The following is an 18,947-nucleotide window of genomic DNA, read 5'->3' as shown; positions in this document are numbered from 1 at the left end:
GACGCGGCGCGCCCGGCCCGTGCACCGCCCGGCTCGGGCCCGTCGTCGCGGCGGGCGGCGCGGGTCTGCTCGCGCTCACCGGCCAGCTCGTGGTGGCGATGCTCGCCGTGCTCCTGGTCGGAGTCGGGACCTCGATGACCACGGCGAGGCTGATGCCACGCTTCGCCGACGCCACCCCGGAGACGATGCTCGCCCGCTTCTGGTCCTTCCTGCAGTTGGCCCAGATCGCGCCGGTGCTGGTCGCGACGCCGGTCCTGGGCTGGTTCGCACACCGATGGTCGGTCGACTCCGCGCTGCTCGTGGTGGCCGGCGTGCTCCTCGTGACCGCGTTCGCCGTCCATCGGGCGGACGCCGGGCTGACCCGGGCGGCGCTCGAGGATCGACCCGCGCGCGTCGACGCGTTCGCCACCTCGTCGTGAGGCGAGCGCTGACGTGGGAGCCGCCGATGCCGCCGGCTCGATCACCATCCTCGACCCGTCATGACATCGTGGGGCCATGCTCTCGGAGATCCGGATCGCCCTGGCCGCACTGCTCACCCTGCTCGGTGCCGCCACCGCCGTACCCGAGACCGCGTCGGCGGATCCGGCGTACTCGTCGACGGCGAGCGCCCGCCCGCGCGGACTCGACGTCACCGGGTGGGTGCTGGCCGACGCGAAGAACAGGCTGGTGGACCGGAACGCGGCCGGGCTGAGCACCCTGTCCATCGACGGTCTGGGCCTGCGCGCCCACGGCAACGGGGTGCTCGCCCCCGCCGACGGGGCCGCTCGGCTCGCCCGCCGCGGCCATCACCACGGGCTCTCCGTGGAGCTGCTGCTGAGCAACTACAGCAACTCGCTCGGTGACTTCGACGCCACCGCGCTGCACCGTCTGCTGGCCTCCGCCGCCCATCGACGGCACGTCGCGGCCCGGGTCGCGGCGTACGTCCGACGCGGCGGGTACGACGGCGTGAACGTCGACCTCGAGCTCGTCCGGGCCCGCGACGGCGGCCGGCTCGTCGCGTTCGTCAGGCGACTGCAGCGCGCGCTGCCAGCGGCCACGACGGTCTCGATCGACATCAGTGCCAGCACGTCCCTGCGTGCCTACCGCCGGCACGGGTACCGGCTCGGAGCCCTCGGCCGCGCGGTCGACGTGGTCGACCTGATGACCTACGACTACAGCGGGCCGACCTGGAGCGGTCCCGGCCCGATCGGACCGCTGCCCTGGCAGCGCAAGGCGATGAAGACGCTGCTCAAGCGGGTCCCGGCGGCGAAGGCCCAGCTCGGGTTCGGCGGCTACGGCTACACCTGGCCGGCCCACCGCACCGGCCGGACCGTCACCGACGCCGGCGCGCGACGGCGGGTGGCGCACGACGGCGCCACCGCACACTGGCACCCGCGCATCGGCGAGTGGAGCGCGAAGCTCTCCAACGGCACCCGACTGTGGTGGTCGGACAAGCGGTCCTACCGGAAGCGGATCACCCTCGCCCGCGATCTCGGCGTCCGCGGCCTGGCGGTCTGGCGCCTCGGGTCGGCCGACCGGCTGCGATAGCCGACAGTCGCTGATTCTCTGGCTGACGCGGCGATCTCGTCGGTCCGGCGTCCCGGCGAGAGTCCGGACTCGGGACGCTGTCGGCGATCAGGCCCGTGACCCGGAACGCGTCGCGGCGCCTGGCTCGGCGTCCGTCACGGGATCCGGCTCGGGATGCGCCGAGGACGGGGTCGCCCGACTCCCGGCCGGCTGATCATGCTGTGCGCGGTGCGCCGAGTCCACCGCCGACGGGAAGGTCACCCGGACCCGGAGTCCGCCGCCCGGCCGCGGACGTACGTCGAGACGGGCACCGTGTGCGCCGGCGATCGCCCGGACGATCGGCAGTCCCAGCCCCAGGCCGCGACCGGTCCGCTCGGTGGTGCCCCGGCGGAACGGCTCCAGGAAGACGTCGATGTCGGCGGCGGTGACCTCCGGGCCGGTGTTGTCGACCAGGAGGACGACGCCGCCGGGCTCGGTCCCGGTGGCCACCTCGACCCGCCCGTCGGCGACGTTGTGCCCCAGCGCGTTGTCGACGAGGTTGGTGATCAGCTGCTCGAGCAGACGAGGGTCGCCGTCCGTCTCCGCGGGGGCGAGCGCGGCGGTGATCCGGGGGCCCTCGGTGCCGCGACGAGCGTGGATGATCCGGCCTCCGAGGTCGGCCAGATCCACCCTGGTCCGCCGCTGCGGGCCGGACTGGCCCCGGGCCAACGCGAGCAGGGCGTCGATGAGCTGCTCCTGCTCCCGCCCGGCCTGGAGGATGCGGTGGTGCGCCTCGCGCAGCGAGTCGGTGGTGGCCGCGGGGTCGTCCAGCGCGACCTGGCCGATGGCGCGCTGGCGGGCCAGCGGCGTACGCAACTCGTGGGAGGCGTTCGCGACGAACTGCCGCTGAGCCTCGAAGGAGGCCTCCAACCGGTCCAGCAGGGCGTCGAAGGTGTCGCCGAGCTCGGTCAGGTCGTCGGGTGGACCGTGCAGCGCCACCCGGCGGTGCAGGTTGGTGGCGGAGATGTCGCGGACGGTGGCGATCATGGCCCGCAGCGGTCGCAGCGTGCGGCCGGCGATCCACCAGCCGGCGCCGGCGGAGGCAAGGGTGGCCAGGGCGAGCGCGATCCCGCCCTGCAGCAACAGCTGGTGCATCGAGTCGGCGTGCTGTTGCCGGGCGAGGGCACGCAACGACTTCTCGTCGGCGGGCGGCGCAGCGCCGTCGGTACTGCCGCCCTCCGAGGTGGAGGAGTGCCTCTGGGGCGACGAGCCATCGGAGCCCTCGGCACCCTCGGCACCCTCGGGGTCCTGACCGGAGAGGGTGACCGTGTAGTCCCCGTCGGGAGAGGTGTAGGTGATCGAGCTCCCGGTGGCGTGATCGACCAGCAGATAGGTGACGCCGAGCAGGATCCCCCCGCAGACCAGGAAGAGCAGCGTGTAGACCGCGGTGAGCCGCAGCCGCAGGCTGCGTCCCCGCCGGGCGGACCGGTCCCCCTCGACCCGGCCAGCCCGGCCAGCCCCGTCGGTCTCGTCGGCCTCGCGGTCGGCGTCACCGGCAGCCGTCGCCGTCGCGCCCGGGGGCCGAGTCATGGCGCGATCCGATATCCGGTCTTGGCGACCGTCTCGATCGGCGCCGGCTCGCCGAGCTTGGCGCGGAGCCGGCTGATGGTGATCTTGACGGCCTGGGTGAACGGGTCGGCGTTCTGGTCCCAGACCCGCTCCAGCAACTCCTCGGCGGAGACGGTGCGTCCCTCGGCGGTCAGGAGCACCTCCAGTACGCCGAACTCCTTGGGCGTCAGCTCGAGCTCGCGGCGGGCCCGGCTCGCGCGCCGGCGGGCGAGGTCGACGACCAGGTCGCCCTGCCTCAGGGTCGGTGGGACGGCGGGCTGGGCACGTCGATAGAGCGCTCCGATCCGGGCCACCAGCTCGGGGAACTCGAAGGGCTTGCCGAGGTAGTCGTCGGCGCCCAGGCCGAGCCCGTCCACCAGGTCGTAGATGTCGGCGGCCGCGGTCAGCATCAACACCCGGCTGCGACGCCGGTCGGCGACGAGGGCGGCACAGACGTCGTCACCGTGCACGCCCGGGAGGTCGCGGTCGAGGACCACCACGTCGTAGTCGTTGACCAGGGCCTGCTCCAGACCGGTCGTGCCGTCGTGGGCGACATCGACGCTCATCCGAGCGCGGCGCAGCCCCGCGACGACGGCATCGGCCATCTCGGCATCGTCCTCGATCACCAGGACCCGCATGCCTCCACCCTCCTCCTGTTTCGGCTCGCGTGCAGCGACGAGCAGTGTGCCGCGCGACGGGTTTCGGCCCGGTTTCGTCGCCGACCGTCCCACCCGGCGCGACCTCGCCGGGTCACTCGGGGTCACTCGGGTCACCTGGGTCACTCGCGGGCCTCCGGCTCGATCCGGGACGGGTCGACGACGCGATAGCCGACACCGGGCCGGGTCTGGATGACCGGTGGCTCGCCGAGCTTGCGTCGTAGCCGGCCGATGGTCACGAAGACGGTGTTGGTGAAGGGGTCGGCGAACTCGTCCCAGACCTGCTCCAGCAGGTCCTCCGCGCTGAGCAGGCCGGGCGAGGCCCGGAGCAGCGCCTCGAGCACGCCGAACTCCTTGACCGAGAGCTCGACCGCCCGGCCCGCGCGCGTCACCTGTCGCTGCTGCGGGTCGAGCGCGAGCTCCCCGAGGCGGTAGGTCCGCGGCCGGGCGGTCGGCTGACGGCGTGCGAGGGACCTGACCCGGAGGAGCAGCTCGGTGAAGTGGAACGGCTTGGTCAGATAGTCGTCGGCGCCCAGGCCCAGTCCGGTGATGCGCTCGCGCGGCTCGTCGGCCGCGGTCAGCATCAGCACCATCGGCACCGGTGTCGAGCCGTCCCGATCGGCGACCATCCGGCAGAGCGCGTCGCCGTGGATCCCGGGCAGGTCACGGTCGAGCACCACCACGCTGTAGGCGTTGGCCCCCAGCTTGTGCGCACCGTCGATGCCGTCGTACGCGACATCGACGGCGAACCCGGCGTCGCGCAGCCCCTCGGCGATGTCGTCGGCCAGGGTGGGGACGTCCTCGACCACCAGCAACCTCACGTCGGTTCGCCTCGACGCGGCCGGCCGCCACCGGAGCGCGACGGGTCGGTCGCGGTGAGCGGCAGGCTCACCTCGACGTGCAGGCCGCCCTCGGGTCGAGCACGCAGGAGCACGTCGCCGTGGTGGGCTCGCGCCACGGCCGCCACGATGGAGAGCCCGAGCCCGACGCCCCCGGTGTCGTGCCGGTTCGCGCCTGCCTGCCGGAAGGGCTGCAGCAGGCCCGGGAGGTCCGGCGGGTCCAGCCGCGGTCCGCTGTTGTCGACGACCAGCGTGGCGATGCCGGCGCCATGGTCGGCGTCCACGCTCACCCGCACCCACCCGGCGTCATGGTTGTGCGTGACCGCGTTGCCGATCAGGTTGCCCACCAGTTGGCGCAGGAGTCGTGGGTCCCCCCGTAGCGCAGGGCCACAGGGGGGCGCGGCGACGTCGAGCCGGCGTACGGCGATCGTCTCGGTGTTGGCCTCGATCGCGGACCGGATCAGCGGCTCGATCGGCACGGCGTCGGTCGCGGTGACGCCGGCGTACTCGGCGCGGGCGAGGTCGAGGAACCCCTCGACGAGCGTGTCGGCCCGGTCGAGGCCCGGACGGACCCGACCGGCGAGACGGGCCACACCGGGGCCGGCCCCGGGCTTGCCGACGTCGACGTCGACGGCGGTACGGATCATGGTGAGTGGGGTCCTCAGCTCATGGGAGACGTGGGCGACGAACCGGCGCTGGGCGTCGAAGGCCGCCTCGAGCCGGGCCAGCAGGGCGTCGATGGTGTCGCCGAGCTGCTTCAGCTCGTCCTCGGGCCCGCCGAGGGCGAGCCGCTCGTTGAGGTTGTGCTCGGTGATGTGCTGGGTCCGGGCCGTCATCGTCCGCAGCGGACCGAGCACCCGTCCCGCGACGACCCAGCCGAGCCCCACCGACACCAGTGACATGGCACCCATGGCGATCCCGGAGCCGAGCAGCAGCTGATGGAGCAGGTGGCGGTGCTGACGGTCGGCGAGCGTCTTGAGCTCCCGGGCCTGCTGCGCCGCCCGCCTGGCGGTACGCGAGGCGTCGCCGTCGCCGTTGACGCGCCTCTCACTCCGGTCACCGGATCCGCTGCTCCCGGATCCGACCTGGCCGCCCGCGCCGTCCGGTCCGACGTACGCCGTGGTGTCGGCGGTGAGGTGGTCGACGACCAGGTAGGTGATCCCCAGCACCGCAAGGCTGGAGACGAGGAAGAGGCCGCCGTACAGGCACGTCAGTCGGAACCGGAGCCTGCGTCGTGAGGTGACCATCTGACGATGGTCGCCCCGCGGGCCTAACAAGCGCCTAACGACTGCCGTCAAGGCCCTGATAGTCGCCGCTGCGTAGAACGGTCTCCGACCCATCCACGCCCCCCGCGAACCGGAGGCTCCCGCCATGACCCGAATGACCCGACCCACGTCGACATCACGCTGCACTCCCCCCTCTGCGGTGTCTCCCCCGTCTCCCGGGTCCTCCGCGACCCGTTCGCCCGGATCGATCCGGTCGTCCGGCCCGTCGTCCACGCGCCGGTGCCGGATCGGCGCTCTGGCCGCGCTGATGCTCGGGATCGCCGGCCTGGCCACCGCCTGCGGCGGCGGAGGCGGTCCCAGCGTCGCCAGTCTCGGCTCCGCCACGCCCTCCGCCGACGCGTCGGACAGCACCACCACCGGCACGGCCAGCCCGCTCGCGTACGCCACCTGCATGCGCGCCCACGGCGTCTCGGCGTTCCCGGATCCCGATCAGGACGGTGGGTTCGCGATCGAGATGAAGCCGGGGACGACGCTCGACTCGAACAGCCCCGTCTACCGGGCGGCGGCTCGGGCGTGCCAGGGGCTCATGCCATCGAAGCCGACCGAGAAGCAGAGCGAACAGATGAAGAAGGACAACCTCGCGCTCGCCAGCTGCATGCGCTCGCACGGGATCAAGGACTTCCCCGACCCCGACGCCAGCGGTCAGATCACCCTCGGCACCGGCGGCGACGACTCCGATCTGAGCCCGGACAACCCGCAGTTCAAGCGCGCGATGCGGGCCTGCCAGAAGAGCGGCAGCGGGTCGAGCGTCTCGGGCAGCCAGGGCGGTCACTGACGCGAGGGCGCCGCTTGCCGGGGATGGTTTCAGAACCGTTTCGTCCGACAGACACCGCACCGAAACCCCTCGATCCGTAGAAACAGACACCGTCACGCACCCGCCGATCGAGGAGCCCACCATGACATCATCCGCCCCCTGGAACGCGCCGAGCAGGCCGCGACCCTCCCGGTGCCACCGACCACGGCGCACGATCACGGCGCTCGTCGCGGCGACCGGACTGGTCCTGCTCGCCGGCTGCGGCAACGGCACCGGTCCCTCCGTCGCGTCACTGAGCCCGTCCGGCGCGACCGGCTCGAGCAGTCCGTCGGCCAGCGGCTCGGTGGGTACGACGCGAAGCGCACTGGCCTACGCCGAGTGCATGCGTGCTCACGGCGTCACCGACTTCCCCGATCCCAACGCGGACGGTGAGATCCAGCTCGACACCGAGCCGGGCAGCGACCTGGAGGCGAGCAACCCCACCTTCAAGGCGGCCGATGCCGCCTGCAAGTCGCTGCTGCCCAACCAGGGCAAGCAGCCGGCTCACCTCAAGGAGGACAACCTCAAGTACGCCAGGTGCATGCGCGCCCACGGCGTCACCGACTTCCCCGACCCCGCGGCCGACGGCACGCTGCAGCTGAAGTCGACGCCGGGCGGTGACCTCGATCCCACCAACCCGACCTTCAAGTCGGCCAACGCGGCCTGCAAGAGCTACCTGCCCCACGGCGGCGAAGGCAGCTCGCTCAACTCCACCGACGGCTGACGCCGGCACGAGCACCCCCATCAGGAGCACCGCACGATGACCCCCACGCCGGACCCTTCCGAGGACCCGCTCACCACCAGGTCCACCGGCCCGGACGCGGCCGATGCCGCGAACCCCGACGAGGTCGACACCATCGCCGACGCCGAGCCGATCAACACCGAGCCGATGGCGGTGTCGGCGGGCACCGCCCGGCGAGCCGTCGACCCCGGCGCGGCCCCACACCGGCGACTTCGTTGGGTGGTGTGGTCCTCGATCGGGCTGGTCCTGCTGGCCGGTGGCGGCGTGCTCGCGCTGCATCGCCCGACCGGAGCGGACTCGGGCGAGGAGCCGGCGACGGACTCCGGGACCTCGACGGCCGTGGTCGCGCGCCGCACGCTGACCGCGCAGACCCAGCTGAGCGGGACCCTGGGGTACGGCGGCGCGCGGCCTGTCACGGTGCCGACCGGCACCAACGCGACCACGCTGCGACAGGCCGAGGACTCCGTCAGCAGCGCCCAGGCGACGCTGTCCGGCGACCGGACCGCCGTCAGGGACACCGCTCGCAGCGGCCGGCGGAGCGTCCACAGCGCCGCGGCCACCGTGCGTTCGGCCCGCCACACGCTGACGGCGGCGGTCAGGGCCCGCACGACCGCCTGCCAGGCGGGCAGCTCGCCGACGTGCACCCAAGCGAAGCAGCAGGTGGCCACCGACCGCGACCAACTCATCCAGGCCCGGTCCTCGCTCGCGTCGGCGCGGGCGGCGGCGACCGCGGCCAACAATCAGGCGAGCGCCAAGGTCTCCTCCGATCGGATCGCACTCGACTCGGCCAGGGCCGGCCTCGACCAGGCGCGACACCGTGCCCTGAACGCCGGATCGACCTACACCGCGATCGCCCGGGTCGGGAGCACTCGCGAGCGCGGGCAGCGGCTCTACGCCGTCGACGGCGTCAGCGTCCCGCTCTTCTACGGCACGATCACCCCCTGGCGGGCGCTCTACCTCGGCGTCGGCGGCGGCGCGGACGTGGCCGCCCTCAACCGCAACCTGGCCGCCCTGGGGTACGACGCGGACCTGGCCGGCAGCCGGGAGTTCAGCTACGCCACCCAGCAGGCGGTCGAGGCATGGCAGCGCGACCTGGGCGCCGATCCCACCGGCACCCTCGCCCTGGGCGACGTGGTCTACCGGTCCGGACCGGTCGTGGTCACCGCCGTCACCGCCGCCAAGGGCCAGGCCGTCCAGCCGGGCGGCTCGGTGCTGACCGCGAGCTCGACCACGCGGACGGTGAGCGTCTCCCTCGACGCCGGCCAGCAGGGCGAGGTCAGGGCCGGTGACACGGTCACCGTCACCCTGCCCGACGAGAAGACGGTGCCCGCGAAGGTCGCCTCGGTCGGCACCGTCGCCACCTCCTCCGGATCCGGCAGCAACGCCAAGTCGACCATCAGCGTGACGATCCGGCTCGCTCACACCAAGACCGCCGTCCGGGCCGTCGCCGGCCTCGACAAGGCGCCCGTCCTGGTCGCGATCACCACCGCCACCGTCAAGCACGCCCTCGTCGTCCCGGTCAACGCACTGCTGGCCCTGGCCGGCGGCGGGTACGCCGTCGAGGTGGTCGACGCCGACGGCACCCATCGTCTGGTCGGCGTCGGCCTCGGCACCTTCGACGACGCCCAAGGCCTCGTCCAGGTGACCGACACCGAGCTCGAGCGGGGCCAGCGCGTGGTGGTGCCGAGCTCATGAGAGAGCCGTCTCCCCCCGGTACCGCCGCCCGCGGTGCCGTCCCGGTCCTGCAGCTCGAGGCCGTCACCAAGGTCTACCCCAGTCAGCCGCCGGTGCCCGCGTTGCGCGGCGTCGACCTCACCGTCCACGGCGGTGAGCTGGTCGCGATCCTCGGCCCCTCCGGCTCGGGCAAGACCACCCTGCTGCACATGATGGGCACCCTGGACCGACCGACCGCCGGCACCGTGCGGATCACCGGCATCGACGTGGCCACCCTCGGCGATCGGAGGCTCTCCGCGCTTCGTGCCCAGCGGATCGGCTTCATCTTCCAGCAGTTCTTCCTCGCCGAGCACGCCAGCGTCCTCGACAACGTCGCCGACGGACTGCTCTACGCCGGCGTCCGGGGCGCCGAGCGTCGCCGCCGTGCCCAGGACGCGCTGACGCTGGTCGGCCTCGGCGACCGCGGCCACGCCCGCCCCACCCAGCTCTCCGGCGGGCAGCGGCAACGTGTCGCCATCGCCCGGGCGCTGGTCGGAGCGCCGGCCATCGTCCTGGCCGACGAGCCCACCGGCAACCTCGACACCGTCACCGGCCGCTCGATCCTGGCGCTCCTCGACCAGCTGCACGAGGGCGGCACCACCATCGTCGTCATCACCCACGACCACGACGTCGCCGACCGGATGCCGCGCCGGATCGAGATCCGCGACGGTCACCTCGTCAGCGACACCACCAGCGACACCACGGCCGCCGCGCCCGGACACGGTTCGGCCCCAGGAGCCATCTCGTGAACACCACCGGATCCGCCTCGAGCGCACTCACCTACGACGCGCCGGCCCTCGGGTCGCGGCTGCACCTCGGCGATCTCGCCCGCCTGGCCAGCGTCGGGCTGCGCACCCGCAAGCTCCGCGCCGGACTCTCCGCGCTCGGCATCGCCCTCGGGGTGGCGGCGATCGTCGCCGTACTCGGGCTCTCCTCGTCCTCCTCGGCGGGGCTGCTGGCCGAGATCGACCGGCTCGGCACCAACCTGCTCACCGTCAGCAACGGCCAGAGCGTCTTCGGGGACACCACCGAGCTCCCGATCGCCGCCCCCGGGATGATCTCCCGGATCGGTCCGGTCACCGACGTCCAGTCGGTCGGCGACATCTCCGACGTGGACGTCTACCGCAATCCCCACATCCCCGAGGTCAACACCAACTCCATCAGCGTCAAGGCCGCCAGCCTCGGTCTCCCGAAGGCCGTCGCCACCAGCGTGGCGACCGGCACGTACCTCAACGCCGCCACCGCCCGCGAGCCGGTCGCGGTCCTCGGCTCCGCGGCCGCGGAACGGCTCGGTATCGACCGGGTCCTCCCCGGCGAGCGGATCCGGGTCGGCACCCAGTGGTTCTACGTGACCGGGATCCTCGAGTCCGCCGTCCTCGCCCCCGAGATCGACTCCGCCGTCCTCGTCGGCTACCCGGCCGCGGCGAGGTATCTCGGCTTCGACAAGCACCCCTCGACGGTCTACGTGCGCGCCGCCACCGACCAGGTCGAGGCGGTCCACGCCGTGCTCGCCGCGACCGCGAACCCCGAGTCCCCCAGCGAGGTCACCGTCAGCAACCCCTCCGACGCGCTGGTCGCCCGCGCCCGGGCCAAGAGCGCCTTCAACGGGCTCTTCCTCGGTCTCGGCGCCGTCTCCCTCCTGGTCGGCGCGGTCGGCGTCGCCAACATCATGGTCATCTCCGTCCTCGAGCGGCGCTCCGAGATCGGCCTGCGCCGCGCGCTCGGCGCCACCCGCGGCAACATCCGCCTCCAGTTCCTCTCCGAGGCCGTCCTGCTCGCCCTCCTCGGCGGCACGGTCGGCGTCTTCCTCGGCAGCCTCGCCACCGCCGTCTATGCCACGGCCAAGGACTGGGACGTCGTCATCCCCACCCTCGCCTGGGCGGGCGGGATCGTCTCCGCCCTCCTCATCGGCGCCGTCGCCGGTCTCGTCCCCGCTCTCAAGGCGGCACGGCTCTCCCCCACCGAGGCCCTCTGGTCGGTGTAGACCGGCCGTGCCGTTGCCCCGACCCGCGCCCGTGCGACAGGGTCGGACCATGAGCTGCTTCGTCTCGCACGTCTCGATCGACTGCCGCAATGCCTACGAGCTCTCGGAGTGGTGGAAACCGGTGCTCGACTACGCCGACATCGACGGCGACCCCAACCTGCCCGGTCACCCCGAGTGCATGATCGCCGACCCCCGGAGCGGACACCGCCTCTGCTTCATCGAGGTGCCGGAGCCGAAGTCGGTCAAGAACCGGGTGCATCTCGACCTCCGGCCCCGGGACCGGAGCCGCGACGCGGAGGTCGAGCGCCTTCGCGAGTACGGCGCCACCGAGGTCGCCGACCTGCGCGGGACGCACGGGCCGGGCAGCGGCTGGGTCGTCTTCGCCGACCCGGAGGGCAACGAGTTCTGTGTGCTGCGCTCCGAGCAGGAGCTGGCCGCCGGCGATCCCGGTGCGGCGGCGAGCGATGACTGACCAGCCCAAGGCCATCCTCAAGCGCTACCTGCAGCGTGACCGGGAGGCACTGCTGTGGAAGATCGACGGCGTCCGTGAGCGCGACGCCCGGCTGCCGCGGACGCCGACCGGCACCAGCCTGGTGGGCATCGTCAAGCACTGCGCGAACGTCGAGATCGGCTACTTCGGCCTCACCTTCGATCGGGCGTGGCCCACCCCCGAGGACGCCTGCTACGTCCCGCTGACGGCGTACGACGACGATCCGCAGGCCGACTGGTACCTGCCCGCCGAGGTCTCGACCGGCGACCTGGTCGACTTCTACCGACGCGTCTGGGAGTTCTCCGACGCGGCCATCGACGGTCTCCCGCTCGATGCCACCGGGGCGCCACCGTGGTGGGGGCCGGCCGCGGACAACCAGGTGACGCTGCAGCACATGCTGGTCCGCGTCATCGACGACCTCGCCCGCCACCTCGGCCAGGCCGACGTCATCCGCGAGTCGGTCGACGGCGCCGTCGGCCTCGACCCGCTCCATCCCAACATCCCCGACGACGGGTTCGACTGGGCCGCCTACCTCGCGAAGCTCACCCGGATCGCACGACGGTTCCCCGAGGAGTAGCGCCCCCGGCGGCGTCGCTCGCGGGTCAGCGTACTCCCGGCGCGGTCGGTCAACCGTCCACTCGCGCGTTGAGCCGGGCGGCCTGTCGCAGGAGGTGGTCACGCTCGGGGAGGCTCGGTGCCGACGCAGCGGCCTCGGCATAGAGCCGGGCCGCGGTGGCGAGGTCGCCGTCGCGCTCGTGCAGGTACGCCGCGGCGGCGGTGTGACGAGGCAGGGCGGGGTCGAGCTCCGCGAGCGCGACCAGACCGGCCCGGGGACCATCGGCCTCGCCGAGCGCGACGGCACGATTCAGGCGGGCCACCGGACTGTCGGTGAGGCGCACCAGCTCGTCGTACCACTCGACGATCTGCGGCCAGTCGGTCTCCTCGGCCGTCTGGGCGTCGGCGTGCAGGGCGGCGATGGCCGCCTGGGCCTGGAACTCGCCCAGGCGGTCCCGGGCGAGGGCGGTCTGGAGCAGGTCGACGCCCTCGGCGATCAACCGGGTGTCCCACCGGCCCCGATCCTGCTCGGCGAGGGGCACCAGACTGCCGTCGGCACGGATCCGGGCCGGGCGCCGGGCGTGGTGGAGCAGCATGAGCGCCAGCAGACCCGCGACCTCCTCGTGGTCGATCCTGGCCGCCAGTCGGCGGGTGAGCCGGATGGCCTCGGCGGCGAGGTCGACGTCGCCGGAGTGGCCCTCGTTGAAGACCAGGTAGAGCACGCGCAGCACCGTGGCGACGTCCCCGGGCTGGTTGAGCCGGACGCCCGAGACCGTCCGCTTGGCCCGGCTGATCCGTTGCGCCATGGTCGTCTCCGGCACCAGGTAGGCCCGCGCGATCTGACGCGTGGTCAGGCCGCCGACCGCGCGCAGCGTGAGCGCCACCGCCGAGGCCGGGGTCAACGACGGGTGCGCGCACAGGAAGTAGAGCCACAGGGTGTCGTCCACCGCCGCGCCCGGGGCGGGTGGCTCGTCCTCGACCCGCGCCTCACGGCGTCGTCGAGAGCTGTCCGCCCGAGCGGCGTCGAGGAACTTGCGCCAGGCGACGGTGACCAGCCAGCCCTGGGGGTCCGCCGGTGGGTCGTCCGGCCAGACGCGCACCGCCTCCACCAGCGCGTCCTGTACGGCGTCCTCGGCCGCCGCGAAGTCGGCTCCGCGCCGGACCAGGACGTCGATGACCGCGGGCACGAGGACCCGCAGCAGGGCCTCGTTCACTCGGTGACCGTGGGCGCGTCGGAGAGGAACGGCCGAACCTCCAGCCATTCGTGGATCGGCTCGCCGCCGGGTCCCGGCGCCGCCGAGAGCTCTCCCGCCAGCTGCACCGCACGGTCCCACGAGTCCACGTCGATGACGTACCACCCGGCGATCAGGTCCTTGGTCTCGACGAACGGTCCGTCGGTCACCGGCGGCCGTCCCTCGCCGTCGTACCGCACGAACGCGCCGCCGGGCGCCAGCGCCTGCATGTCGACGAACTCGCCCGTCTCCTCCAGCCGGGACGCGAAGTCGCGCATGAACCGCATGTGCGCGTCGACCTCGTCGGGTGTCCACTGGTCCATCGGCGCCCAGTCCACGGCGGGAGCCGGACCGCCCCGGTAGTGCTTGAGCAGCAGGTACTTGGCCATCATGTCCTCCTTCTGCCTCCGGCCCATTGTGGGCCGTGGTCACTCCGGGGACGGAGCCACGGGCGGGTTCTCGACATCCCGGTCGAACTCCGCGGCTCACGCCGACCGATCAGCGCGGCGTGCCTCGGCCCGACGCGCGGCGACGGGTCAGCGGACCTGGTGACGACGTGGCCGCAGCAGCAGGAGCGCACCGCCGGCGGCGATCAGGAGCAGTCCGGCCGCGACGACGCCGCGGCCCACCGGCGACCCGGCATCGGGCAGGGTCGGGTGGTGGCCGGACGAGTTCCCGGACGGTGCGGACACCTGCCGGTCGTCGGTGGCGATGGTCTTCGTGGCATGGTTCGAGGTCACGGTTCCGCTCGGCGTGCTGGCGTGCGCGACCGCGACGTTGCGCAGTCCGTGACCGGTGAGGTCCGCCGCTCGCACGGTGTAGGTCGCGGTGCAGCTCATCGACTCGCCGGGAAGCAGCCGGGTGGTCGCGGGACACGCGACCGAGCTGACCGTTCCGTGACCGGTGAACGAGGCCTCCTCGACCTCGGGGGCGGTCACCGAGCCGCTGCCCGTGTTGGTGACCTCGAAGTCGTAGCGGATCGACTGACCGGCGCGCGTCGCGCGCGTCGTGTCCGAGCTCTTCACCAGCTCGAGTCCGAACGTCGGCTCGTCGTGGATCGTCACCGTCGAGGGCGGTGAGGTGACCGGACTTCCGCCGGTCGGGGTCCCGGTGGCGACCGCGGTGTTCGCCAGGAGCCCCTGGTCGACGTCGGCCTGGGTCACCGTGTACGCCGCGGTGCAGGTGGTGCTCGAGCCCGGCGCGATGGAGCCGGAGAAGTCCGGACAGTCGACGTCGTCGAGCGTGCCGGATCCGCTGAAGCTCCGCTCGTCGATCCCGACGTCGTGCAAGGTCACGTTGCCGCTGTTGGTGGCGAGGAAGGTGAAGGTGATCGTCTCGCCCACGTTGAGGCTGTCGCTGTCGGCCGACTTCACCAGGGTCAGGGCCGGCTCGACGCTCGCCGGCACGCGCGCCGACGAGGGATCCGAGGTGACCGCGTCCGCGCCGGGTGGGGTGCCGGAGACGGTGGCGGTGTTCTCCACCGAGCCCTGGTCGACATCGGCCTGGGTGACGGTGTAGGTGGCCGTGCAGGTGACCGAGTCCTGGGGTGCGAGCGAGTCGGCGTCGTCCGGGCAGGACACCTCGGAGAGCTCGCCGGATCCGGTGAACTCCTGCTCGTCGATGGCGAGGTCGCCGATCGTGACGTTGCCGGTGTTGGTCACCGTGAACGAGTAGTGCAGGGTCTCGCCGACCACGAGGTCGCCGGTCTCCGCGACCGACTTGTCGAGGGAGAGCGCCGGCGCCTGGTCGACCGTGACCGTGGCCGACGCCGCGGCGGAGACGGGCGCGGTCATCCCGGTGGGCGGGGTCGCCGTCGCGGTCGCGGTGTTGGTGATCTCGCCCGAGTCGACGTCCGTCTGGGTCACGGTGTAGCTGGCCGTGCAGGTGACCGAGGCGCCCACCTCGAGGGTGCCGGCCGGGCAGTCCACGTCCGGCGTACCACCGCTGCCGGAGAAGTCGGTCTCGCTCACCTCCGGGTCGGTCACCGCGACCTCGCCGGTGTTGGTGAGGGTGAAGGAGTAGCTCACCTCGTCGCCCGCCTCCTGGACGGTCGTGGGGTCGGCGGTCTTCGTCAGGGACAGCGAGGTCGTCGCCGGCGTGATGCCGACGATCTGGTTCCACCAGTCCGCGTTGGTGCCGGTGCCGTCGTAGCTGAGGTCGAAGGTCAGGCTGGTGACCGTCGTCGTGTCGGTGGTGACGTCGTAGGCGCCGCAGCCGAAGACGCCGCAGCTGGTGGCACCTCCGGTGCCGGTGCCGACGTAGCTGCGCGGGTTGTCGATACCGACCGTCTGGTTGCCGTTCTTCAGCTGCATCCGACTGGTCTGCGAGCCGGTGGAGTCCAGGCTGAGGGTTCCGTCTCGAACGGTCATCGGATGATCGTGATACGAGACAATGGTCTGGTTGCCGGTGTCGGCGCCGACGTCGCCGACATAGACGACCGGCACTCGCACCGGCTGCGAGAACGTGTAGGTGACCGAGCCGCATCCGGCGACCGCGGTGTTCGTGCAGTTCTGGATCCCGAAGATGAGCGCCGCGGTGGTGCTGGACGGCAGGTACGACGGCCTCGCGCCGCCGAAGACCATGCCGCCGGTGCCGATCAGACTGACCGACCCGGACACGGTCGCGGTGACCTCGACGCCACTGGCGGTGGTCCCGGTCGCGGTCGTGCCGGTGACCGACCAACTGTCGGGGTACTCCGAGCCGGCGGGGACGGCGTCGGCCGGTCCGGCGATGCCGGCGATCACCACCGGTGTCATGACCGCGAGCAGGCCGAGCGCCACGATCGCGGCGAGCGTCGAACGGGACGGTCGGGCCGGGCGTAGTGGAGTCCTCTCGGGCCTGGCCGTGGCGTCCAGCGATGTCGTGCCCGCTGGCATCATCGAGCCGCACGCGCCGACGGCTTGCGCCACCGTCTGCCGGAACGACGGCCGCGACGAGCCCATTGGTGTCATCTCCCCCAAGATCACAGTCGTGCACCAGATCACAGTCGTGCAACGACGGCCATCCTAACCAGACGCCGACCCGACCCCTGGGAGCCGACGTCCTCACAGGGGCCTCACCCACGAGCGCAGGGCGCGGTCGGAGGCCTTGGCCACCCGGGCGTGCTTCGGGATCCGCACCCGGACCCGCAGGTAGTAGGGCTGCCGGTGCGAGGCGGTGAAGGTGTGGTTCTCGCCGTCGTGCTTCTCCGCCGGGTCGTAGCCGGCGAAGAACAGGTACCACCGGCCGCGCTGGCGCGCCAGCGAGCCGACTCCGGGTGCCTTCACCGAGGAGCGGGCGTAGTGCGGCCACCGGCTCTTCTGGGACTGGAGCAGGTAGTCGACCTCGTTCGCGCCCGCCCGTCCCCACACGCCGTCGGTGTCGGTGAGGTGGACCTTGCGGTAGGTGCGTCCGTGGGCCGGCAGGAAGGTGCTCGAGTACGCCAGCCCGATCTTGTACGCCGGCCGGCGGTAGGAGCCCACCGAGTAGGACATCACGTAGACCCCGTGGATCTTGAACACGTTGCCGGTCTCCACCAGGCGCATGCCGCCGCCCGCCGCGGCGCCGACGTAGTTCTCGGAGTTGAGGCCGCGACCGGGCGCGGGCCGCAGCAGGGTCACCGGCTTCGTGTCGGCGGGCTCGGCCGGCGTACGCATCCGCAGCGCGGCGATCCCGAACCTGGTCGGGCTGGTCGACAGGGCGCGGCTGTAGAGCAGGTAGAGCCGCCCCCCGTCCTGGACGTACTTGCCGTCGTAGGTCGCCGCGGTGCGGTGGGCCAGGGAGCCGACCAGCAGCGAGTCCACCACCCACGACCGCGGGGCCGCGGCGGTCTGGCGCCGCGGGTGGGCGTGCATGATGAGGTTCCAGCGGCCGGAGCGGCCGCTACCCTTCGGCGCCACCGACGCGGTCACCACCATCTGCCAGCCGTGGGCGGTACGGGTGATGTGGTGCGCCTTGGTGGCCAGGACCGTCAATCCGTGCGCGCTGATCCGTGCACGCAGCGCGGTGGTGAGTCCGACGTGCAGGGACGCGGGCTTGAAGCAGCCCGGGCGGATCCGGCCGGTGCAGGTGATCGTCTCCTCGAACGTTCCGGAGAACGCCAGCCGCGAGGACGAGGGGGTCTGCAGCGGGTAGGGATCGGAGAAGTGGCCCTGGCGCGTCGATTCGGAGCTCGTCGCGCGGCTGATGCCCGTCACCTGACGGGCGGACGTGGCAGCGTCGCTCGCACGTGCCTCGGCCCCGGCGGGGCCGGCGGCGACCAGCAGCGTCAGCCCCGCGGAGACGGCGAGTGCGACGGCGGTGCCGCGGGCGAGGGCCGTCGGCACGGAGGTGGACTGAGGCCGGATCCCGAGGCGGAACATTCCTTTACCGTAGGCACCCGAGTCAATCCGTGCGCGCTCCGCTCGCCGTCCCCCGATCCGGGCCTCGGCGGTCGGGCGCTGGGGGCCGCGGCGTGGTTCGCGGGCCTTCGCGTGGGGTCACCGATCGCGTCCCCGGGCTTCGAGGCGACGGCGCAGCGCCCCGAGGTCGGCCTCGACGGCGGCCACGTCGCTGGCCAGCTGCTCGGCGGTCATGTCGTCGCGCCGGCGAACCGTGAAGATCACCTCGGCGCCGCCCTCGGCCGGAACGACCCGCATCGGGTTGAGGACGACGGTCCCATCGGGCATGACCACCTCGTGGTCGAGCACACCGAACTCGTTGCGCGGCGCGAACCGCACCTCCACGACTCCGAACGGCGAGCGGGCGATCCAGCGCCCTTCCTCCTGGTCGATCCCGCCCGCCAGCCCCGCCGCCCACTCGGGCAGGAGCGCCGGGTCGGACGCATAGTCGTAGACCACGGCGGGGTCGGCGGAGATGAAGACGCTGACGTGACGCGATTCGAGACTCATGCCCCTATTCTCGGTCGCAGGGTCGGGGTCGTCTTGGACGAATCGGCCGTCGCCAGAGTCCGCAGAGTCGTACCGGTCAGATCTCGCACGTCTCGCGCCTCACGTCGCCGACGACCTCGGTGCCGTCGGCACGGGTCACCCGGCCGAGTCGGTCTCGGTCCGGTGGATGCTCGCGCAGCACACCCCGACTGCCGGATCGGCGTACTCGAGCGGGGTCGCGCTCCCGGGCTCGGCGTCGGCCAGGACGACGTAGTTCTCCCAGCGCTGGCCGTCCGGACCGGTGACCCAGTGCTTGTCCTGCCGGGCGTAGCAGCACACGACCTCGTCCTCGACGTCGAGGACGAGGCCGGCGGTCTCGAGGCGGTCGGCCTCGACGTGGACCTCGGCCATCGAGGCCCGCTCGATGCCGACGTGGTTGAGGGTACCGGTGGCCGCGGGGTTCTCGAAGAGCACCAGCTTCACCGGCGGATCCGCCACCGCGAAGTTGGCGTACCCCGGGCGGCGCTTGGCCGGCGGGGTGTCGAAGAGCGTGGCGTAGAAGCCGACGGCGGCGTCGAGGTCGTCGACGTTGAGGGCGAGCTGGATGCGGGACATGGGTTCCTCCTGGAAATCCATCGACAAATATCGATGCATTGCCTCGAACGGTACCGACCCATTGATAGAAGTCAATGCGTTTGGCACCATGGATGTCGGATC

General features: G+C 72.4%; 19 protein-coding genes. 9 read left to right on the top strand and 10 right to left on the bottom strand.

Annotation, left to right across the window (positions count from 1 at the left end):
- A partial coding sequence (locus QM638_RS22610; RefSeq protein ID WP_415145859.1) for a hypothetical protein occupies positions 1-419 on the top strand: 419 nt, incomplete at its 5' end.
- Positions 420-495: 76 nt separating this feature from the next.
- Positions 496-1,527 carry a glycosyl hydrolase family 18 protein gene (locus tag QM638_RS22605; RefSeq protein ID WP_415145857.1) on the top strand — a complete coding sequence of 344 codons (1,032 nt, stop codon included), beginning with the start codon at positions 496-498 and terminating at the stop codon, positions 1,525-1,527.
- Positions 1,528-1,614: 87 nt separating this feature from the next.
- Here QM638_RS22605 and QM638_RS22600 read toward each other — a convergent pair whose 3' ends face one another.
- The 4 genes from QM638_RS22600 to QM638_RS22585 all read right to left on the bottom strand — a co-directional run bounded on the left by QM638_RS22600 (position 1,615) and on the right by QM638_RS22585 (position 5,835).
- The gene (locus QM638_RS22600; RefSeq protein ID WP_415145855.1) at positions 1,615-3,075 is read right to left on the bottom strand and encodes a sensor histidine kinase; all 1,461 of its coding nucleotides are present in this window, start codon (positions 3,073-3,075) and stop codon (positions 1,615-1,617) included.
- Entirely contained in the window at positions 3,072-3,731 is a 660-nt protein-coding gene (locus tag QM638_RS22595; RefSeq protein ID WP_415145853.1) for a response regulator transcription factor, read from the bottom strand. Before QM638_RS22595 ends, QM638_RS22600 begins: the two co-directional genes overlap by 4 nt.
- A gap of 140 nt (positions 3,732-3,871) precedes the next feature.
- Positions 3,872-4,570 carry a response regulator transcription factor gene (locus tag QM638_RS22590; RefSeq protein ID WP_415145851.1) on the bottom strand — a complete coding sequence of 233 codons (699 nt, stop codon included), beginning with the start codon at positions 4,568-4,570 and terminating at the stop codon, positions 3,872-3,874.
- Complete coding sequence (locus QM638_RS22585; RefSeq protein WP_415145849.1) at positions 4,567-5,835, bottom strand: ATP-binding protein; 1,269 nt, start codon at positions 5,833-5,835, stop codon at positions 4,567-4,569. Before QM638_RS22585 ends, QM638_RS22590 begins: the two co-directional genes overlap by 4 nt.
- 286 nt (positions 5,836-6,121) lie before the next feature.
- Between QM638_RS22585 and QM638_RS22580 the strand changes: the two genes are divergently transcribed.
- From QM638_RS22580 to QM638_RS22550, 7 genes are all read left to right on the top strand, one after another.
- A complete protein-coding gene (locus tag QM638_RS22580; protein WP_415145847.1) occupies positions 6,122-6,649 on the top strand; it encodes a hypothetical protein in 528 nt (175 codons plus the stop codon).
- Positions 6,650-6,770: 121 nt separating this feature from the next.
- Positions 6,771-7,391, top strand: coding sequence for a hypothetical protein (locus tag QM638_RS22575; RefSeq protein ID WP_415145845.1), 621 nt, complete (start codon positions 6,771-6,773; stop codon positions 7,389-7,391).
- A 36-nt stretch (positions 7,392-7,427) separates the two neighbouring features.
- Positions 7,428-9,104 carry a peptidoglycan-binding protein gene (locus QM638_RS22570; protein ID WP_415145843.1) on the top strand — a complete coding sequence of 559 codons (1,677 nt, stop codon included), beginning with the start codon at positions 7,428-7,430 and terminating at the stop codon, positions 9,102-9,104.
- Positions 9,101-9,871: an ABC transporter ATP-binding protein gene (locus tag QM638_RS22565; protein ID WP_415145841.1), complete on the top strand. Its 771-nt coding sequence runs from the start codon at positions 9,101-9,103 to the stop codon at positions 9,869-9,871. Before QM638_RS22570 ends, QM638_RS22565 begins: the two co-directional genes overlap by 4 nt.
- Positions 9,868-11,106 carry an ABC transporter permease gene (locus QM638_RS22560; protein WP_415145839.1) on the top strand — a complete coding sequence of 413 codons (1,239 nt, stop codon included), beginning with the start codon at positions 9,868-9,870 and terminating at the stop codon, positions 11,104-11,106. The genes QM638_RS22565 and QM638_RS22560 overlap by 4 nt, the downstream gene beginning before the upstream one ends.
- 49 nt (positions 11,107-11,155) lie before the next feature.
- Positions 11,156-11,578, top strand: coding sequence for a VOC family protein (locus QM638_RS22555; protein ID WP_415145837.1), 423 nt, complete (start codon positions 11,156-11,158; stop codon positions 11,576-11,578).
- Positions 11,571-12,173: a DinB family protein gene (locus QM638_RS22550; RefSeq protein WP_415145835.1), complete on the top strand. Its 603-nt coding sequence runs from the start codon at positions 11,571-11,573 to the stop codon at positions 12,171-12,173. The genes QM638_RS22555 and QM638_RS22550 overlap by 8 nt, the downstream gene beginning before the upstream one ends.
- A gap of 49 nt (positions 12,174-12,222) precedes the next feature.
- Here the strand turns inward: QM638_RS22550 and QM638_RS22545 are convergent, their stop codons facing one another.
- From QM638_RS22545 to QM638_RS22520, 6 genes are all read right to left on the bottom strand, one after another.
- The gene (locus QM638_RS22545; RefSeq protein WP_415145833.1) at positions 12,223-13,413 is read right to left on the bottom strand and encodes an RNA polymerase sigma factor; all 1,191 of its coding nucleotides are present in this window, start codon (positions 13,411-13,413) and stop codon (positions 12,223-12,225) included.
- Positions 13,362-13,772, bottom strand: a complete 411-nt coding sequence (locus QM638_RS22540; protein WP_415145831.1) for a YciI family protein — start codon at positions 13,770-13,772, stop codon at positions 13,362-13,364. The genes QM638_RS22545 and QM638_RS22540 overlap by 52 nt, the downstream gene beginning before the upstream one ends.
- Before the next feature lie 147 nt (positions 13,773-13,919).
- Positions 13,920-16,163 carry a hypothetical protein gene (locus QM638_RS22535; RefSeq protein WP_415145829.1) on the bottom strand — a complete coding sequence of 748 codons (2,244 nt, stop codon included), beginning with the start codon at positions 16,161-16,163 and terminating at the stop codon, positions 13,920-13,922.
- 264 nt (positions 16,164-16,427) lie between these two features.
- Positions 16,428-17,723 carry a hypothetical protein gene (locus tag QM638_RS22530; protein ID WP_415145827.1) on the bottom strand — a complete coding sequence of 432 codons (1,296 nt, stop codon included), beginning with the start codon at positions 17,721-17,723 and terminating at the stop codon, positions 16,428-16,430.
- 117 nt (positions 17,724-17,840) lie between these two features.
- The gene (locus QM638_RS22525; RefSeq protein WP_415145825.1) at positions 17,841-18,251 is read right to left on the bottom strand and encodes an SRPBCC family protein; all 411 of its coding nucleotides are present in this window, start codon (positions 18,249-18,251) and stop codon (positions 17,841-17,843) included.
- A 135-nt stretch (positions 18,252-18,386) separates the two neighbouring features.
- A complete protein-coding gene (locus QM638_RS22520) occupies positions 18,387-18,845 on the bottom strand; it encodes an ArsI/CadI family heavy metal resistance metalloenzyme (RefSeq protein ID WP_415145823.1) in 459 nt (152 codons plus the stop codon).
- Between the last annotated feature and the right edge of the window lie 102 nt (positions 18,846-18,947).

Origin of the sequence: Nocardioides sp., assembly GCF_047606145.1 — a bacterium.
Taxonomy (GTDB): domain Bacteria; phylum Actinomycetota; class Actinomycetes; order Propionibacteriales; family Nocardioidaceae; genus Nocardioides.
The sequence above is the reverse complement of the archived record's forward strand: the minus strand, read 5'-3'. Positions and strand labels throughout refer to the sequence as shown.